This is a genomic window from Diaphorobacter nitroreducens (assembly GCF_002214645.1).
In the GTDB taxonomy this organism is placed as follows: domain Bacteria; phylum Pseudomonadota; class Gammaproteobacteria; order Burkholderiales; family Burkholderiaceae_C; genus Diaphorobacter; species Diaphorobacter nitroreducens.
In genome coordinates this window covers 1,996,795-2,012,614 of sequence record NZ_CP016278.1, presented here as the reverse complement: position 1 = coordinate 2,012,614, position 15,820 = coordinate 1,996,795, and the positions used below count along the sequence as shown (strand labels likewise).

Here is a 15,820-nt window from a genome sequence, read left to right as displayed (position 1 = left end):
GCATCATTGTTGATGAGCACTTCTATCCCTGGAGAACCCTGATGGCCAAGACCGTTGCAGACGTGATGAAGATGGTGAAGGAAAACGAAGTCAAGTTCGTGGACTTCCGCTTCACGGATACCCGCGGCAAGGAACAGCACGTCACCGTGCCGATCTCGCACTTCGACGAAGACAAGTTCGCCTCGGGCCATGCGTTCGACGGCTCGTCGGTCGCCGGCTGGAAGGGTATCGAGGCGTCGGACATGCTGCTCATGCCCGATCCGAACACCGCCAACATCGACCCGTTCTTCGAAGAAACCACCATGATCATGGCGTGTGACGTGGTGGAGCCGGCCGACGGCAAGGCCTACGACCGCGACCCGCGCTCCATCGCCAAGCGTGCCGAGGCGTACCTGAAAGCCTCCGGCATGGGCGACACGGCCTACTTCGGCCCGGAGCCCGAGTTCTTCATCTTCGACGGCGTGCGCTGGAGCACCGATCCCAACCACACCTTCTACGAGATCGAAGAGTACGAAGCCCCCTGGAACACCGGCGCCAAGCTCGAAGGGGGCAACCGCGGCCACCGTCCCACCACCAAGGGCGGCTACTTCCCCGTGCCCCCGGTCGACAGCACGCAGGACATGCGCGCCGAGATGTCCCTGATCCTTGAATCCCTGGGCATTCCGGTCGAGGTGTTCCACCACGAAGTGGCCGGTGCCGGACAGAACGAGATCGGCACCCGGTTCAGCACGCTGGTGGAGCGTGCCGACTGGACCATGCTGCAGAAGTACGTGATCCACAACGTGGCCAATGCCTACGGCAAGACCGCCACCTTCATGCCCAAGCCCTACCACGGCGACAACGGCTCGGGCATGCACGTGCACCAGTCGGTCTGGAAGGACGGCAAGAACCTGTTCGCCGGCGACGGCTATGCGGGTCTGTCGGACTTCGCGCTGTACTACATCGGCGGCATCATCAAGCACGCTCGCGCACTGAACGCCATCACGAACCCTGGCACCAACAGCTACAAGCGTCTGGTGCCGCACTTCGAGGCGCCGGTGAAGCTGGCCTACTCGGCCAAGAACCGCTCGGCCTCCATCCGCATCCCGTTCGTGGCCAACCCGAAGGGCCGCCGCGTGGAAGCGCGCTTCCCCGATCCGCTGATGAACCCCTACCTGGGCTTTGCGGCCCTGCTGATGGCGGGTCTGGACGGCGTGGAAAACAAGATCCACCCGGGCGAAGCCGCTACCAAGGACCTGTACCACCTGCCGCCGGAGGAAGACAAGCTGGTGCCCACCGTGTGCCACAGCCTGGACCAGGCGCTGGAAGCGCTGGACAAGGACCGCGCGTTCCTGACCAAGGGCGGCGTGTTCACCGACTCCATGCTCGACGCCTACATCGAGCTGAAGATGCAGGAAGTCACGCGCTTCCGCATGGCCGTGCATCCCGTCGAGTACGACATGTACTACTCGCTGTGATGGCAGGGGCTTAGGCCCCCGGCTGTTGTCAACAAGGCGGCTCCGGCCGCCTTTTTCTATGGATGGGCTGCGTGCGTGGTTGACGGAACACGGCAGCCCGTCGCACCAAAACCGCAGCGTTGGGCCGTCGCAATTGGCGGGTTGGAGTGATTGGGGGATACTCACCGGCACCGCGCATGCCCGACGCATGCCATGTGAGGAATTCGATGAAAAGCACTTTGTTCGCCCTGACCGTTATCGCCGCCGTGCTGCAGCCCGCCTGGGCGCAGGACCGCATCTACCGCTGCGGCAACGAATACACCAACAACGCCACGCAGGCCAAGGAGCGCGGCTGCAAGCTCGTGGAAGGTGGCAATGTGACGGTGCTGCAGGGTTCGCGCCCGGCGGCGGCCTCATCGGGCGGCAGCGCCGGCGCTTCCGGTGCCAGCGCCAGCAGTTCGCCCGCGAACGCTCCGCGCGTGGGCGCGGCCGACCAACGTGCGCGCGACGCCGATGCGCGCGCCATCCTGGAGTCTGAACTGAGCAAGGCGGAAACCCGCCTGGCCGAGTTGCGCAAGGAGTACAACGACGGCTCGCCCCAGCGCACGGCGCTGGAGTTGCGCAACCCGCAGGGCTACATCGAGCGCACGGCCGAGCTCAAGGCCAGTGTGGCCCGGGCCGAGGCCGATGTGGCCGGCATCAAGCGCGAACTCTCGCGCCTGAACAAGTAAGCGCCGCGGTCCCTGCGTGCGGCACAAAGGCGCGATCATCCAAGAGCCCACCCCAACGGACCGCTACCAGGCGCTGGACCTCGTCTCCACGCTGATTGCCGTGCTGCACCCCGGCGGGGCGGCCCTCTTCGTCAACGCTGCGCTGGAAAACGCCCTGGGCCTGTCGCGCCGCACGCTGGAAGGCGTGGACTTCGCCGGCCTGTTCACCGATCCGACCATCCTGCAGACGGCGCTGGCCGGCGCGCGCGGGCGCGACTTCGCGGCGCTGCGCTTCGAAGCCGTGCTGCGCCGCTCGCCGCAGGAGCCTTTGCCGGTGCACGCCAGCGTGGCGGTGGTGGAGCACAGCGGCGACGTGATCGTGGAGCTGTGGCCCCTGGAGGCGCAGGCGCGCCAGGACCGCGAGGAGCGGCTGCGCGAGCAGGCGCAGGCCAACAAGGAGCTGATCCGCAATCTGGCGCACGAGATCAAGAACCCGCTGGGCGGCATCCGAGGGGCGGCGCAGCTGCTGGAGATGGAGCTGGAAAGCCGCGACCTGACCGAGTACACCCAAGTCATCATCCACGAGGCCGACCGCCTGCAAAGCCTGGTGGACCGGCTGCTGGCGCCGCACCGCCACCCGCACCTCGTCGGCGATGTGAATATCCACGAAGTCTGCGAGCGCGTGCGCTCCCTGGTACTGGTCGAGCATCCGCAGGGCCTGGCCGTGCTGCGCGACTATGACACCTCCATCCCTGAGTTTCGCGGCGACCGCGCGCAGCTCATCCAGGCCGTGCTGAACATCGTGCAGAACGCGGCGCAGGCGTTGCACGAGCGCATTGCCGCGGGCGACGCGGTCATCACGCTGCGCACGCGCGTGGCGCGGCAGGTCACGTTCGGGCGCCAACGCTACCGGCTGGCATTGGAATTGCATGTCATCGACAACGGACCGGGCGTGCCCGAAGCCATCAAGGAGCGGATCTTCTATCCGCTGGTGACGGGGCGGGACGGGGGATCGGGACTGGGCTTGACGCTGGCGCAAACCTTTGTGCAGCGACACCATGGGCTCATTGAGTGCGAGAGCCAGCCGGGCCGCACCGACTTCCGCATCCTCATACCACTGCCTTGAGTCCCTGACACGCACGACCCCAACGGGTAAAGGTAAAGGGAGCTGGAACACATGAAGCCGATCTGGATAGTAGACGACGACCCTTCGATCCGCTTCGTCCTCGAAAAGGCCCTGGCGCGCGAAAACCTGCCCACGCGCAGCTTCACGCAGGCGCGCGATGTACTGGACGCGCTGGCCGATGTGGCCGCGGGCGACCCCACCCACCAGGGACCGCAGGTCCTGGTGAGCGATATCCGCATGCCGGGCGGCTCCGGCCTGCAACTGCTGGAGAAGGTGCGCGGCCTGCAACCCGGCCTGCCGGTCATCGTGATGACGGCGTATTCCGACCTGGACAGCGCCGTGTCCGCCTTCCAGGGCGGCGCCTTCGAATACCTGCCCAAGCCGTTCGACCTGCCCAAGGCGGTGGAGCTGATCCGCCGCGCCGTGGAGGAAAGCCAGCGCGAGGAGGTCGCCGAGCAGCAGCTCACCGCCATGCCCGAGATGCTGGGCCAGGCACCCGCCATGCAGGACGTGTTCCGCGCCATCGGCCGTCTGAGCCAGAGCGTGGTCACGGTGCTGATCACGGGCGAATCCGGCTCGGGCAAGGAACTCGTGGCACGCGCGCTGCACAAGCACTCGCCCGTGGCAGGTGGGCCCTTCGTGGCCATCAACACTGCGGCCATCCCGAAGGACCTGCTGGAGAGCGAGCTCTTCGGCCACGAGCGCGGCGCCTTCACGGGTGCGCAGACGCAGCGGCGCGGGCGCTTCGAGCAGGCCGAGGGCGGCACGCTGTTCCTCGACGAAATCGGCGACATGCCCTTCGACCTGCAGACGCGCCTGCTGCGCGTGCTGTCGGACGGGCAGTTCTACCGCGTGGGCGGCCATGCCGCCGTGAAGGCCAATGTGCGCGTGATCGCCGCTACGCACCAGAACCTGGAGCAGCGCGTGAAGGACGGCGCCTTCCGCGAGGACCTGTTCCACCGCCTCAACGTGATCCGCCTGCGCCTGCCGGCGCTGCGCGAGCGCAGCGAAGACGTGGCCATGCTGACGCGCTACTTCCTGCAGCGCAGCGCACGGCAACTGGGCGTGGAGCCCAAGCGCATCTCCGACGCGGCGCTGGCCCTGCTCACACGCTTTGCCTTCCCAGGCAACGTGCGCCAGCTGGAGAACATCTGCCACTGGCTGACGGTGATGGCGCCCGCGCAGGTCATCTCGACGCAGGACCTGCCGCCCGAGGTGCTGGAGGCCACGCCGCATCCCGCCGCGCCGTTGCAGGGCGTGGCGGACGAGGTTGCCGCTGGCGCGACGAGCGCGTCGTCCCCCGCGCTGCCGCCTGCGCCGGCGGGCCCGCGCACCGAACAGGCTGCGGCCCTGGATGGCGTGGGCTGGGAGCCCGCACTGGTGAGCGAGGCCCAGCAGTTGCTCCGCAGCGGCCAGGCCGACGTGTGGGACGTGCTCACGCGGCGTTTCGAGTCGCGCCTGATCCGCACGGCGTTGCAGGCCACGCACGGGCGGCGCATGGAAGCGGCGCAGCGCCTGGGCATCGGCCGCAACACCATCACGCGCAAGATCCAGGAACTGGGCCTGGATGCGCACGATGATGAGTGAAACAAGGCGCTGGCGCTTTAAGAACAAGCGCTAGTAGCTATTAATTCGATAGCATAAGACCTTGTGGCGCGCATGCACAGCGTGCGCGTGAGTCCTACAGGCAGGGGCTGCCGTCACCGACCCGATGGTGCCCGGGGGGCTTCAACAATGAATTCATTGTTCAACCAACCGGAGTCGATACATGTCGGATTTCAAGGATGCCAATCGTGACCCCCTGACCAACGAACCGGGGGCCCACCCCATCGGCACGGGCGTAGGCGCCGCGGGCGGAGCCGTTGCGGGCGCCGCCACGGGCGCTATCGGCGGCCCCATCGGTGCTGCCGTGGGCGGTGTGGCGGGAGCCGTTGTCGGCGGTCTGGCCGGCAAGGCGGCGGCCGAGGCGGTCAACCCCACGGCCGAGGACGCCTACTGGCGTGAAACCTATCAGCGCGAACCGTACTACGTGACCGGCCGGGCCTACGAAGAATACCGCCCCGCCTATGAGATGGGCTGGAGCGCCGCCAGCCGCTACCCCGGTGATTTTGAAACGGTGGAGCCCGAACTGTCGCGCGACTGGGGCCGCGCCCGGGCCCAAAGCTCGCTGGAATGGGCGCAGGCCCAGCCCGCCGCACGCGCCGCGTGGGACCGCGTGCGCCGTAACCCCACGGTGACCGCGTCGGGCACCGCGGCAGGCGCCACGCTGATGGACAACGAGGACGTAGTGGACGTGCTGGACGATTTGCTGGAATGCAGCCGCGACGGCGAGTACGGGTTTCGCACCTCGGCCGAGCGTGCGGAATCGCCCGAACTCAAGAGCTTGCTGGAGCGCCGCGCCCAGGAATGCGCAACCGCCGCCACGGAGCTGGAGAGCGCGATCCGCAGCCACGGCGGCGAGCCCTCCAGCGGTGGCACCATGGCCGGCGCGCTGCACCGCGGTTGGGTGTCGGTGAAGGCGGCGCTGAGTACCTATGACGACAAGGCCGTGCTGGAAGAGTGCGAGCGCGGCGAGGACGTGGCCGTGGCCCGCTATAACAAGGCGTTGGAGAACGCACTGCCACCCGCCGTGCGCACCCTGGTCGAGCGCCAGGCCCAGGGCGTGAAGCGCAACCACAACGAAGTGCGCGCGCTGCGCAACCGTTACCAGGCCGCGTCCTGATGGCCTTCAGCGCGGGCGCCTGTCGCCCGCGTCGGCCACCTGTCAGCCCAGCGACACCACGACCGGCGCGTGGTCGCTGGGCTGCGGATTTTTGCGCGGCGCGCGGTCAATGCGGCAGGCCGTCACGGAGGGTCGCAGCGCAGCGCTGACCAGGATGTGGTCGATGCGCAGCCCGCGGTTCTTCTGAAACCCCAGCATGCGGTAGTCCCACCACGAATAGCTCTTCTCGGGCTGATCGAACAGGCGGAAGGCGTCGGTCAGGCCGAGCCCCAGCAAGTCCTGGAAGTGCTGGCGCTCCTCTACCGTGTGGTGGATGGTGTCCTTCAAGCCCACGGGATCGAAGGAGTCGCGGTCCTCGGGGGCCACGTTAAAGTCGCCCACCAGCACCAGCCGCGGATGCGCGGCCAGCTCGGTGCGCAGCCAGTCGCGCAGCGCCTCCAGCCACAGCAGCTTGTAGCTGAATTTCTCGGTCCCGGGCGCCTGGCCATTCACGAAGTAGCAGTTCACCATACGCAGCGGGCCTTCAGGCGTATTCAGCGTAGCGGCGATGACGCGGGCCTGCTCGTCGCCATGGCCCGGGATATTGCGCACTACGTCGCGCAGCGGCGTGCGGCTGAGGATGGCCACGCCGTTATAGGTCTTCTGGCCGAAGCACACCGCGTGGTAGCCCGCTGCTTCGAAGGCGTCGTGCGGGAATTTCTCGTCCACCAGCTTGAGCTCTTGCAGGCCAATGGCGTCCACGGGGTTGGCCTCCAGCCAGGCCAACACCTGCGGCAGGCGCACGGAGAGGGAATTGATGTTCCAGGTGGCTAGTTTCATTGTTTTATAACCTATTGATTTTATTTGTATTTTCTGAGTGTGCCTGCTTATTTTTGGTTCTGGCTACGAATCTAGCTACGAAGTTGAGGCGAGATGGGATGACACGTTGAGACACGACCGTAGCGCTCATCATTTTTGTAGCTAGCCATGCGCTTCGGGTGATTGTCGTGGATTGAGGCCCACCAAGAGACTTCGCGCCATACAAGCGTTCGTGGCGACGTGTCTGGGCAGATGAGCTACGCTGTCCGTCGGCCAAGGCGCAGGAACGCAATGCATCAAGAATGGCGCAACCGAACGTACTGCATGGATGGGAAGAGGGGAGAAGCTTCATCTGAGCACTGACACTGAATGCTGAGCATTTATCCATGATTTTTCATGTTGCGCAACAAAGATGCTGCGGCGTGTAAAAGTGCAATGGTTGTAAGAAGTTTGGGTTTGGCGAAAAGCTTGCTGATAGTGGCTCTTTGTTCAGCGGAGACATGGGCTCAATGCCTGGACGCACGACCCCCTCAAAAACAAAGAGTCCACCAGCAAGTGCGATCGCGTGAGGGAAATCTTCTGGCGGTGATCGGCGGGCACGCTCTTGGTGTTCGAGATGGATTGGCCGCACAGCAAAACCCAGCGGGAGAACGCGAAAGAAGTCGGTGTGTCGCCGACTCTGGTGAACTTCATGGTCCGGGACGTGATGAACGCCTTGGGAACTTGCCGGGACGCTTTCGGTGAAGGAGCGTAGGGTGTGATGTCCGGGGCCTTTCTGCGGATCAGCTTGAACCTGAACAAACACGGGCTTGACTCGTCTCTGTGTGAACGCACCATCTTCTGCATAGTGCTGGCAGCCTGTGCGGGCTTGAGCGATGGTGATGTCGGTAGTTCAGGTTCTGTGGCGCAGACTTGACGCAGCACCGAGCGCAGGTAGTCTGGGTTCAGGAGGTTCGATATGCGAAAGTTCTTCTTTTTCTTGATCCTGGCTATGGGACCAGGGATTGGTCTGCTTATCTCGATTGCGTCGAACGATAAGTGGGGCCTCGCTGTATTGATGATGGGACTCGGCTTAATGATCTCCGCCCCGCTTGCAGCGGCATTGACCGGAATTGGTCGAAGTGAAGGTAGATCGGGGCGAGGCTGGGGTAACGGAGGTTCAGGTGCCTCCGGCCCCTTGTTTAAGGGAGATTCGCCGCTGCGTCGCTGGGATCGCTAGGGTTCCCGTTTCGACTTGATCAACTTTTCCACGAGTTCTTTGGTGTTGTCGAGTGTCGCTTCTCCGTCGCTGTAGACCTGCTGTGTGGACTGTCTTACCAGTGACTTCTTCGACTCCAACGTCCCGTCGTCCGTCTTGACGATTTCGGCTTTCTTGTCGAACTCTCTGCCTCTTCCAGTGGTTTCTCCGAGAAGCTGTTCGGCCCGTTGTCGAACTTCCTCCCTAACTGGTGAAGGTGGTTCCGTTCCCTGCGGCAGTGGACGGCTTGGGTCTACTCCATGGCCAGACGTCGTGCGACGGTGGGCGCGGTGTGCTGCGGAAATGTCGGTGGTGAGCGCGGCGTCCTTCAGTTGCTGTTGATGAAGTCCACGCACCTCGCCGAAGGAGGTGGGCAGGCTGCTCCCGTCGTGGAGCGTGTGGTTTGGGCGCAGAGACTGCCGCGCCAGCTCCGCTGACATCAAGGCATGGGCTGCAGCGCTGTTGCCACCATAGGTCTGGGCGTACCGCAAGAACATCTCCATGTTGTGCGGATCCTGGGCAATGTCGATGGAAATCGACTCGCCTTTCTCTCTAGCTACCGAGAGTCGTTCGGCGAAACTCGTGCGATCGGCAAGCGTGGCGTCCGCGCGCTCAGAGCGCGCCGTCGTCGAGCTGAGCCTTGCTGACATCTCACGGGCTTCGCTGGCGTCGCTCGACACGGCTTGGATGAGGCTGGAGTCTCGGGAGATGCGGTCACCGAATTGCTTGAAGGCGACCAGCTGCTCCCCGGTGAGGCTACTGAGTGCCTTTTGTTCCTGGGCGGAAAGACCCGACTGGTAGGTCTTGTCGCCGCTTGCGCGAAGCTGGCCGCCGATGATTTTGCCATCCAGGCCCGCATGGGCTGCGGCGCCGAATGCCAGACGCGCAACTTGGGATTGGCTGAGCCCTGTGCTTTGCGCGACGGTCTGAACGACCTGATCCATCTTGTTCAGCGTGTCGCCGAGCTGCTCGAAGCTGCTCGATGTGGAGCCCTGGCTGTTGCGTGTCGAGCGCAGTTTGCTGAGCCCACGGGAGAACACTTCGGACAGTGCGGCCGAACGTTCGGTGGTTGCCGCAACGGCTTCACCGCGTGCCGCATCGACCTGCCGGCCAGCTTGCTGTACGTCCTGTTCGGATACCCGCATCGACACGACCCGTGATGCGAATCCCTGGTTGCGCAAGAGGCTGACAGCTGACCGGCCAGTCAGGGCGTTCGAGGAGAAGGTGTCGCCGGTGAGATCGTTCTGCCAACTGCTCATGAACGCCGACGTGCGATTCGGCGCAAGACGCATTTGATCCATCGACACGTTGCCCAGGCTGGTGTTGCCCAAGGCAGCGGAGCCCGTGGACGAACCGAGCATGGCCTGTAGCCCGGAAAGCCCTCCGACCATCGCAGACCCAAAGTTCTCCATCCGCTTCACGGCAGCCCAAGCAAGGAATGGGATGCTGATGGAGAGGTAGCCCACGATCGCTTCGCCGGAGATCGTCCGCGAGTAGATGCTGGACGCAGTTTGCAGGGTCAGCCCCTTGAGCCCAGTGCCAAGGTCGGCGGCGGCCGCGATGTCGTAGGAGGCGTAGATCGACGCCATGTAGTTGAGTACCGCGTAGAGCGGTGGCCACAGTTGGATCCAGATGAGGATCGCGGCATAGCCCTTGAACGCCATCATGGTCTCGCGCCCGCTGGTCAGAAGCAGCAGCAGGACGAACAACGGGAAAAGCGCGTAACTCACCGCTTCGATGACGTTGCGGAACACTGGCAGCGCCTGCTCGGCCACCTTGCCGGCGTTGATCCAGGCAGCGTTCTGTTGTGCGACGCCCTGGGCCCTGCCCACGGCCAACACCATCGCGGCCGGATCGTTGACCTTTTGTCCGACGATTTTTCCGGTATCGGCGATCGCGTTCAGCATGGCGTTCTGACGGATCACGTCAGCCGCAGTTGCAGATGCTGAGGCGATGCTGTTCTTGAGATACGCCTGCTGGATTTGGCCCGCGATCACGCTCGCCGCTGCGGCGCCAGGCAGGGTTGGATTGAGCTGGAAAGCCAGCTGTCCCTGGATCCGAGTGATCTGCGCGGGCAGGCGTCCGTTGAGGTTCTGGTAAGCCGTTGTGCAGGTCTCGACCGTGCTTCCACTGGCGCCCGTGATGGGCGTGAAGCGGGCCGGATTCGGCGTCGCCATGAGGGGCCACACATCGTCGGATGTGGAGAATGTTGCCGGCGAGATCGTTCCGTCCAGCAGGTCGTAGGTGGCGCAGTTGTGAATGAAGTTGATCAGGTCCGTGCGGAAATTCGGGTCCTGGAAGACCACGTTGCTGGTTTCCCGGATCAGTCGATTGCCGAACATCAGGCCGTTGCGCTCGTAGGAGAGTTCGCTGGGCAGGGCGCCCGCACCCGGGATCACCTGGAATGCGGTCTCGAATAGCCCGGTCAGCGTGTGGCCGATCGTGCTCGTGAGGCTCCCCAATAACGCGGCACCGAACGGCACGTTGTCGACGACCTGTACCGGCGCGCTGCCCGTCTTGTCGACGATGCCCACCGTCACCTTGGGAACGATGAGCAGCGAAAAAACGAGTACGACGGTGGCGAGCCATTTCCAGCCTTGCAGCTTCTCCGGGGCGAAGGCATAGGCAATGAGCGCGGCGACGAATCCGCAGAAAGCGACGGCCGCCACCGCTGACATGTAGTCGCCCGAGGCGTGGATGGCGGCTGCGGCGTTGAAGACGCCGAAAAGGCTCGCCGAGTTCTGATAAGCGTAGATCTCCCACATCGCGCTGTTCTCCGGGTGATTGGGTTCAGCGGGCGAGGTAGGCGGCCTGTTGGCCAAGCATGTCCATGACGTGCTGGGGCATGCTTGATCGCAACTGGCGTTCCAGTTCTTCCAGGTGGCCGGAGACGGCGCGGAAGGAGCCGACCTTCTGGTAAAGGGTGTTCTTTTCCTGGGCGATCTGCGACAGCATGGTCAGCGCCCGTTGCCGGATGTCCCGGGCCTGCTCGCGTTGTGTCTGCTGCAGCGTGTAGTCCTTGTCGAGGGCAGCCAGGCCCAGGCGCAGGTTGCGCTCCAGGAAGACGTAGGCGTAGTCCGCAGCGATGAGATCGCGGTATTGCCCGATCAGGCTGTCGGCCAGCCCCGAGCCTGGGATGCTCGTGCCGATCGAAAGCATCTTGTAGACGGGCTCCGTGGTTTGATTGACGAAGCCGATCTCGGCTGAGTTGTTCGGGATCGCCGTGCGGGTGGCAATCTTCTCGGCGATCGAGCGCATCAGCGCTTCGACCTTGGCGGTGAAGGGGGCGTGGTTGTAGCCCGTGTTCACGGTCACCACGTCGCATGCCGTGTAGTCGTTGCAGCGCAGAAGATGCTGGACGACGTTGCTGCCGCTGCCGGCTGCCTGGCCGTAGAGCAACTGGCTGATCGAGGTGAGCGTCGGCGCGATGGTTTCGGGGTCGCGGGCCGATTCCTCGGGGTAATAGATCACCGTGCCGACGATGCTCATGATGAGCTCGCGTTCGTTGTCGTCGAGATAGGTGCCGGCCTTCTGCAGAGCCTTCCAAGTCAGGTTGCCGACGAAGGGCGCCTTGTTGCGGACGTTGGCGTCGCCTGAGCTGCGCGCCGAGGCGAGGATGCTCGGACGATCGCTGGAGCAGCGGCGGCGCGCAGCATCCCGGTCACTTTCCATACCCATTTCCATTGCCAGGTCGGCGCAGGTTTCCTGCGAGCTGTAGCCGATGGATTCCGCTGCGGTACTGACGATGGCCTTCGCCGTCTCGCACGAGTTGATGCGTGCGTTGTTGATCCACGTCTCCAGTCCCTTGGCCCACTTTGTGAGGCCACCCAACAAGGGCGATACGGCTTCAAGGGCCAACTGAAACGCGATGCCTGGGAGGGCCGCAGTGATGTTCCTGAGCATATTCTTGAACTCTTCGGCGGAGATGTGCGAGAAGGAACCGCCGAAGACGTCGATCCCGCCACACCCGGCCTTGGCGCTCGGAAACTGGATCGCGGCAAGCTGATAGACCTTGTTCGGCGAGCGCATCATGAAGTTGCCGCCCGTATACGTGTTGTAAGCCTGTCCCCGAAACGCCCCGGGTGCCGTGTAGTTGCCGATGGCCCCAAGGTTGTTGAACATGTTGTTGACCTCGGCATTGAGGTCGCCGGCGCGCAGCGTCGGTGACGTCATCACCAGGCTGACTGCAACGGATACGGCCAGCGCACGGCGCAAGGGCGTGGTGGGGCTCATGGTGTTCTCCTAGGGCAGGGCCAGTTGGCGCGTCGCGCTGGGTAGCATCGCGACGCCTTCCGGGCTGCTGATGATGGAAATGCGCTCAAGCAATTGGGATTCGGAGAGCACGCCGAAACCGATGGGCGTGATCTGGCCGGTGAAAGGCTGAGCGAGAAAAACCGCCGGCACCTGCGAGACCTGCAGGGCCGTGGCGATCCCGTTGTCCCGGCGCGCGGACGGGAAGCCTGGCATCGGCCCGCCGTCGATGCTGATGGCGACCACTTGGATGCCGTGCCGGCCCTGGAAGGCTTCCAGCACGGGCGCGAAGGCATGGCAGTACGGGCAGTCGGAGCGGTAGAAGAAAAACAGGACGTGATCCTTGCCCAACTGGGCCACCGTGCGTGAGCGGTCGGTGCGCTGCGTTTCCTCGAAGACTTCCAGCGCCTTGGCATTGACGGGACGGCCTTGCAACGTCGGGTCGAGCTCGGGTGTTGACCAGGCCACGCGGCGCGCCACGTCGGCGAAGTTGGACGCTTGGTTGACCACTTTGGCCTCAAGCTCCATGTAGCGACGTACGTTCGCTTCAGTGGGGCGGATGATCGCGACGTTGCGGTATTCCTCCAGCGTCTTCTGCAGGCGCTCGAACTCGTCGAGTTCGGGCGCGCGTGCTGTCTTCGGTTTCGCGGGCGGCTGGGGCGAAGCGAGAGGAGCAAGGGGCGCGGCTGGCTTCTCGTCGGCTGCCGGATCCTCGTAAAAGTGCCAACCGCGCCAGGCATCCCGCCAGTAAGGCGAGGCACTGTCCTGGGCTGAAGAGACCGTGAGGAGGGCCGACAGGCCGAGCGTGAGCACGAGATGGTGCAGGGGGCGGCGTCGCATGGTGGTTCCTACTGCAGCGAGCGGGACGGCAGGCCGTCCAGGCAATAGTTGATGCCGACGTCCACCGTCTGGCGTCGCGGTGACGCCGCACCGGGCAGCAGAACGCCTTCCTGCCAGAAGCTCACCTTCAGGCGCGCGCAACCGGGCTGGGCGTACTTCCGTTCGGTCGAGACGTCGATGTAGATGGGCGACGTGGCCTTGAAGCGCTGCGAGATCGCATCGGCGATCTCACCGGTGAGAATGCCGTGGGCCTTGCCGTCGGTTGCGCGCAAGGCGGCGAACATCACCGGACGTGCGTCGGGAACCGGCGTGCGGATCGGATCCTCGGCGTGGGCAAGCGACGACAGGCCGAGGGCGACGAGCGCCAGGAGGGAGGAAGTCTTCATTGGCAGCGCCCCTGTCCGTAGTAGCAGTTAGTGGATCGGACGGCGTTGCCCGACTGCAGCGCGCCCACGTTGGGAAGGGTGGGAACGATCGAGGCGTAGAACTCGGTGAGATCCATCGCCGAGAAATTGAGGGCTTGCAGTTGGTCGATCGTGAAACCCGAGCAGTCCGGGTTCTCGCCGCTGCCCCAGCCCTTGCCGATTTGCATGCGGCCCTGTTCATTAATGATTCGCGCAAGCACGCTGTTGAAGCAGCACTTGCCGGTGGTGTGCTCGATGCACGACACGCAGCTACCGAAGACGCGGATGCATGAGGAGCAGTAGGTGCCCACGGTGTGACACAGCCGCGCGCCTTCCTGCATGGCGACGCGGCCTTCGCTCTCGTTGCAGGACATCATCGACATCACGATGTAGATGACCACCGCAATGGCGAGGGACCACGGGTCGAAAGCAATGACCAGGCTTTCGCCCGAGTAAAGGACCGCCGAGCCGGCGGGCAGGGCTGCCCCGTTCACCGCGAAGGTAACCCCGTAGGTCGTGAAGGTGCCTGAGAAGCCGCCGCTCATCAGCAGCGCCTGCATGCCCTGGTAAACGAACTGGCGGTTCTCCGAGTTCATGAGTACGTCGAAGACCAGGCGCGAGCCGACCCCGAACATGCTTTGGTTGCTCATGCCGGAACCGGCGGAATCGGACTGGCAGCAGTTCTTCAGCAGACGGTCTCGGCACTTGCCGGTTTCGCCGGAGAAGACGCGCAGGTTGTCGGGATCGAGGTAGACACCTGCCTCGCGTGCAGCTTCCATGTACGACATGGAGCGTGCGAAGTCGGCGTCGTTGGTGTAGGTCGTGCTGAAGCAGTTGCTGCCCAGACAGAAGACGTTCGATGGGCAACTCGACACCGAGGTGGTGGTCTGCGCTGGCGCCGGGCAGGTGTAGGTGTCCTGATAGACCTCGCAGACGCCGGTATCGGCGTTGGCCTGTTTGCAGCTGCTCGTGGCCGGCGTGCATCCGCTGCTGGCGAGTGCCGCGCATTCGTCCGTTGCCGCGCCGGCGCTGCAACTCAGCGTCCGCTCGTACGACCAGCAGGCGCGTGTCACGGTGCGTCCGTCGATGATCTTGCTGCCAGGGCCGTCGACGCATCGATCGGCCGTGGCGACGCTGCAGCGGCCACCCGCTGGCAGCGTGGCGCCGTGATCCACCCAGCTGTCCGTCTCATGCTGATCCATGGTCGGCTGCCGGAAGGACAGGGGTAGCGTCCACCCCGACGCGCCGGTGAGGACGGCGTTGCCCGCCTGCGTCGCGCAGCGCGTGCCGGAGTCGAGGGAGACCCCCGAACTGCCCGCCGGGCAACCGTATTCCGCATCCGGTTGGCTGATGACGAAGCACTGATCGGCGGTGCCCAACGTGCCGCCCCATTCGTCGAGCGCCAGGGTGTTCCCGTTCACGCTCCCGGCCGGGCAGGCATAGACGGGTGTGCCGAACTGAAAGCTGTAGTTGCAAGTGCCGTCGGTGCACCCGGAGCCGGGCATCATGACGACCTGGAATGGACTCCAGCAGTAGCCCTGCCAGTGGGGCGACAGGTTGGTGATGAGGGCGGCTTGCGCGGATGGTGTGGACGGCAGGTCGAGTGCCTGCCAGCCGATGCATGCGCCCTGGCCCCCAGCCGCATAGAAGCGGAAGCGCTGGAGGCCGTCGGCGCGGATGCGGCACTGTGCTTCCGCCACCATGTAGTCGGCGCCGTTGCGATTGGCTTGTCCATGGGCGAACCAAGTGCCCTCGCTGCAACTGGGGGTCAACTCGACCGCCACAGTGAGGTCGCGGCGGGTCGAATAGTTGCCGACGCCGGTGTAGCGATGGCAGACCTTCGAGACAGTGCCGGCGGGCGTGCTGCTGTCGGAGGTCGTGCAACCGGAGTAGTAGCTTGAGAGGCTGCCGAGTACGCTGTTGGGATTGGCCGCGATACCCCGTGAGGCGGTGACCGCGGGGTCGTAGGCCGAGACGGGTGTCCTGGGCGTGTTCGCGGACGTCATGGCACCGGTCTGCGCCTGGCAACTGGGATCGTTGGGTGTGGTGGCGCAGGCCGCGAGGCGGCTGTTCGCCGCGCCGGAGAGGTTGGGCTGCCCGTAGTAGGCCGACTCGGGTGGCGTCGTCGTGTAGCCCGGCACGACGCTGGTGGCGCTGGTCGCGTTGACGGTCGGCCGCGCAGCGGTGTTGGCCGCCTGCCCTGCGGCAGTACCTTCCGCGTGGGACTGGGCAAGTGCCGAGGTCTGTGTCGAGACGAAGCAGAACAGGGTGAACCAGACGATGAGACGGCGCATGG

The 15,820-nt window shown here is 64.6% G+C and carries 11 protein-coding genes; 5 read left to right on the top strand and 6 right to left on the bottom strand.

What is annotated here, in order from left to right; all coding sequences use genetic code 11:
* Window positions 1–41 precede the first annotated feature (41 nt).
* From glnA to BA022_RS09400, 5 genes are all read left to right on the top strand, one after another.
* On the top strand, window positions 42–1,457 hold the full coding sequence (gene glnA / locus BA022_RS09420) for a type I glutamate--ammonia ligase (RefSeq protein WP_047351607.1): 1,416 nt from the start codon (window positions 42–44) through the stop codon (window positions 1,455–1,457).
* Window positions 1,458–1,663: 206 nt separating this feature from the next.
* Entirely contained in the window at window positions 1,664–2,167 is a 504-nt protein-coding gene (locus tag BA022_RS09415) for a hypothetical protein (protein ID WP_015912808.1), read from the top strand.
* Between the two features lie 34 nt (window positions 2,168–2,201).
* A complete protein-coding gene (glnL, locus tag BA022_RS09410) occupies window positions 2,202–3,272 on the top strand; it encodes a nitrogen regulation protein NR(II) (protein WP_047351613.1) in 1,071 nt (356 codons plus the stop codon).
* 51 nt (window positions 3,273–3,323) lie between these two features.
* On the top strand, window positions 3,324–4,859 hold the full coding sequence (ntrC, locus tag BA022_RS09405; protein WP_088887340.1) for a nitrogen regulation protein NR(I): 1,536 nt from the start codon (window positions 3,324–3,326) through the stop codon (window positions 4,857–4,859).
* A 181-nt stretch (window positions 4,860–5,040) separates the two neighbouring features.
* Window positions 5,041–5,994, top strand: a complete 954-nt coding sequence (locus BA022_RS09400; RefSeq protein WP_015912810.1) for a ferritin-like domain-containing protein — start codon at window positions 5,041–5,043, stop codon at window positions 5,992–5,994.
* 42 nt (window positions 5,995–6,036) lie between these two features.
* Here BA022_RS09400 and xth read toward each other — a convergent pair whose 3' ends face one another.
* From xth to traN, 6 genes are all read right to left on the bottom strand, one after another.
* On the bottom strand, window positions 6,037–6,813 hold the full coding sequence (gene xth / locus BA022_RS09395) for an exodeoxyribonuclease III (RefSeq protein ID WP_088887339.1): 777 nt from the start codon (window positions 6,811–6,813) through the stop codon (window positions 6,037–6,039).
* Window positions 6,814–8,007: 1,194 nt separating this feature from the next.
* Window positions 8,008–10,794 (bottom strand): conjugal transfer protein TraG N-terminal domain-containing protein, encoded by a 2,787-nt coding sequence (locus BA022_RS09385; RefSeq protein WP_088887337.1) that lies wholly within the window; start codon window positions 10,792–10,794, stop codon window positions 8,008–8,010.
* 25 nt (window positions 10,795–10,819) lie between these two features.
* Window positions 10,820–12,262 carry a conjugal transfer protein TraH gene (locus tag BA022_RS09380; RefSeq protein WP_088887336.1) on the bottom strand — a complete coding sequence of 481 codons (1,443 nt, stop codon included), beginning with the start codon at window positions 12,260–12,262 and terminating at the stop codon, window positions 10,820–10,822.
* Between the two features lie 9 nt (window positions 12,263–12,271).
* Window positions 12,272–13,120: a conjugal transfer protein TraF gene (gene traF, locus BA022_RS09375; protein ID WP_088887335.1), complete on the bottom strand. Its 849-nt coding sequence runs from the start codon at window positions 13,118–13,120 to the stop codon at window positions 12,272–12,274.
* Window positions 13,121–13,128: 8 nt separating this feature from the next.
* A complete protein-coding gene (locus BA022_RS09370; RefSeq protein WP_088887334.1) occupies window positions 13,129–13,506 on the bottom strand; it encodes a hypothetical protein in 378 nt (125 codons plus the stop codon).
* On the bottom strand, window positions 13,503–15,818 hold the full coding sequence (traN, locus tag BA022_RS09365; RefSeq protein WP_088887333.1) for a type-F conjugative transfer system mating-pair stabilization protein TraN: 2,316 nt from the start codon (window positions 15,816–15,818) through the stop codon (window positions 13,503–13,505). Before traN ends, BA022_RS09370 begins: the two co-directional genes overlap by 4 nt.
* Between the last annotated feature and the right edge of the window lie 2 nt (window positions 15,819–15,820).

Bases quoted from the DNA above. Each gene is read 5' to 3' on its own strand.
- glnA (WP_047351607.1), top strand. From the start codon at position 42: ATGGCCAAGACCGTTGCAGACGTGATGAAGATGGTGAAGGAAAACGAA.
- BA022_RS09415 (WP_015912808.1), top strand. From the start codon at position 1,664: ATGAAAAGCACTTTGTTCGCCCTGACCGTTATCGCCGCCGTGCTGCAG.
- ntrC (WP_088887340.1), top strand. From the start codon at position 3,324: ATGAAGCCGATCTGGATAGTAGACGACGACCCTTCGATCCGCTTCGTC.
- BA022_RS09400 (WP_015912810.1), top strand. From the start codon at position 5,041: ATGTCGGATTTCAAGGATGCCAATCGTGACCCCCTGACCAACGAACCG.
- xth (WP_088887339.1), bottom strand. From the start codon at position 6,813: ATGAAACTAGCCACCTGGAACATCAATTCCCTCTCCGTGCGCCTGCCG.
- BA022_RS09385 (WP_088887337.1), bottom strand. From the start codon at position 10,794: ATGTGGGAGATCTACGCTTATCAGAACTCGGCGAGCCTTTTCGGCGTC.
- BA022_RS09380 (WP_088887336.1), bottom strand. From the start codon at position 12,262: ATGAGCCCCACCACGCCCTTGCGCCGTGCGCTGGCCGTATCCGTTGCA.
- traF (WP_088887335.1), bottom strand. From the start codon at position 13,120: ATGCGACGCCGCCCCCTGCACCATCTCGTGCTCACGCTCGGCCTGTCG.
- BA022_RS09370 (WP_088887334.1), bottom strand. From the start codon at position 13,506: ATGAAGACTTCCTCCCTCCTGGCGCTCGTCGCCCTCGGCCTGTCGTCG.
- traN (WP_088887333.1), bottom strand. From the start codon at position 15,818: ATGCGCCGTCTCATCGTCTGGTTCACCCTGTTCTGCTTCGTCTCGACA.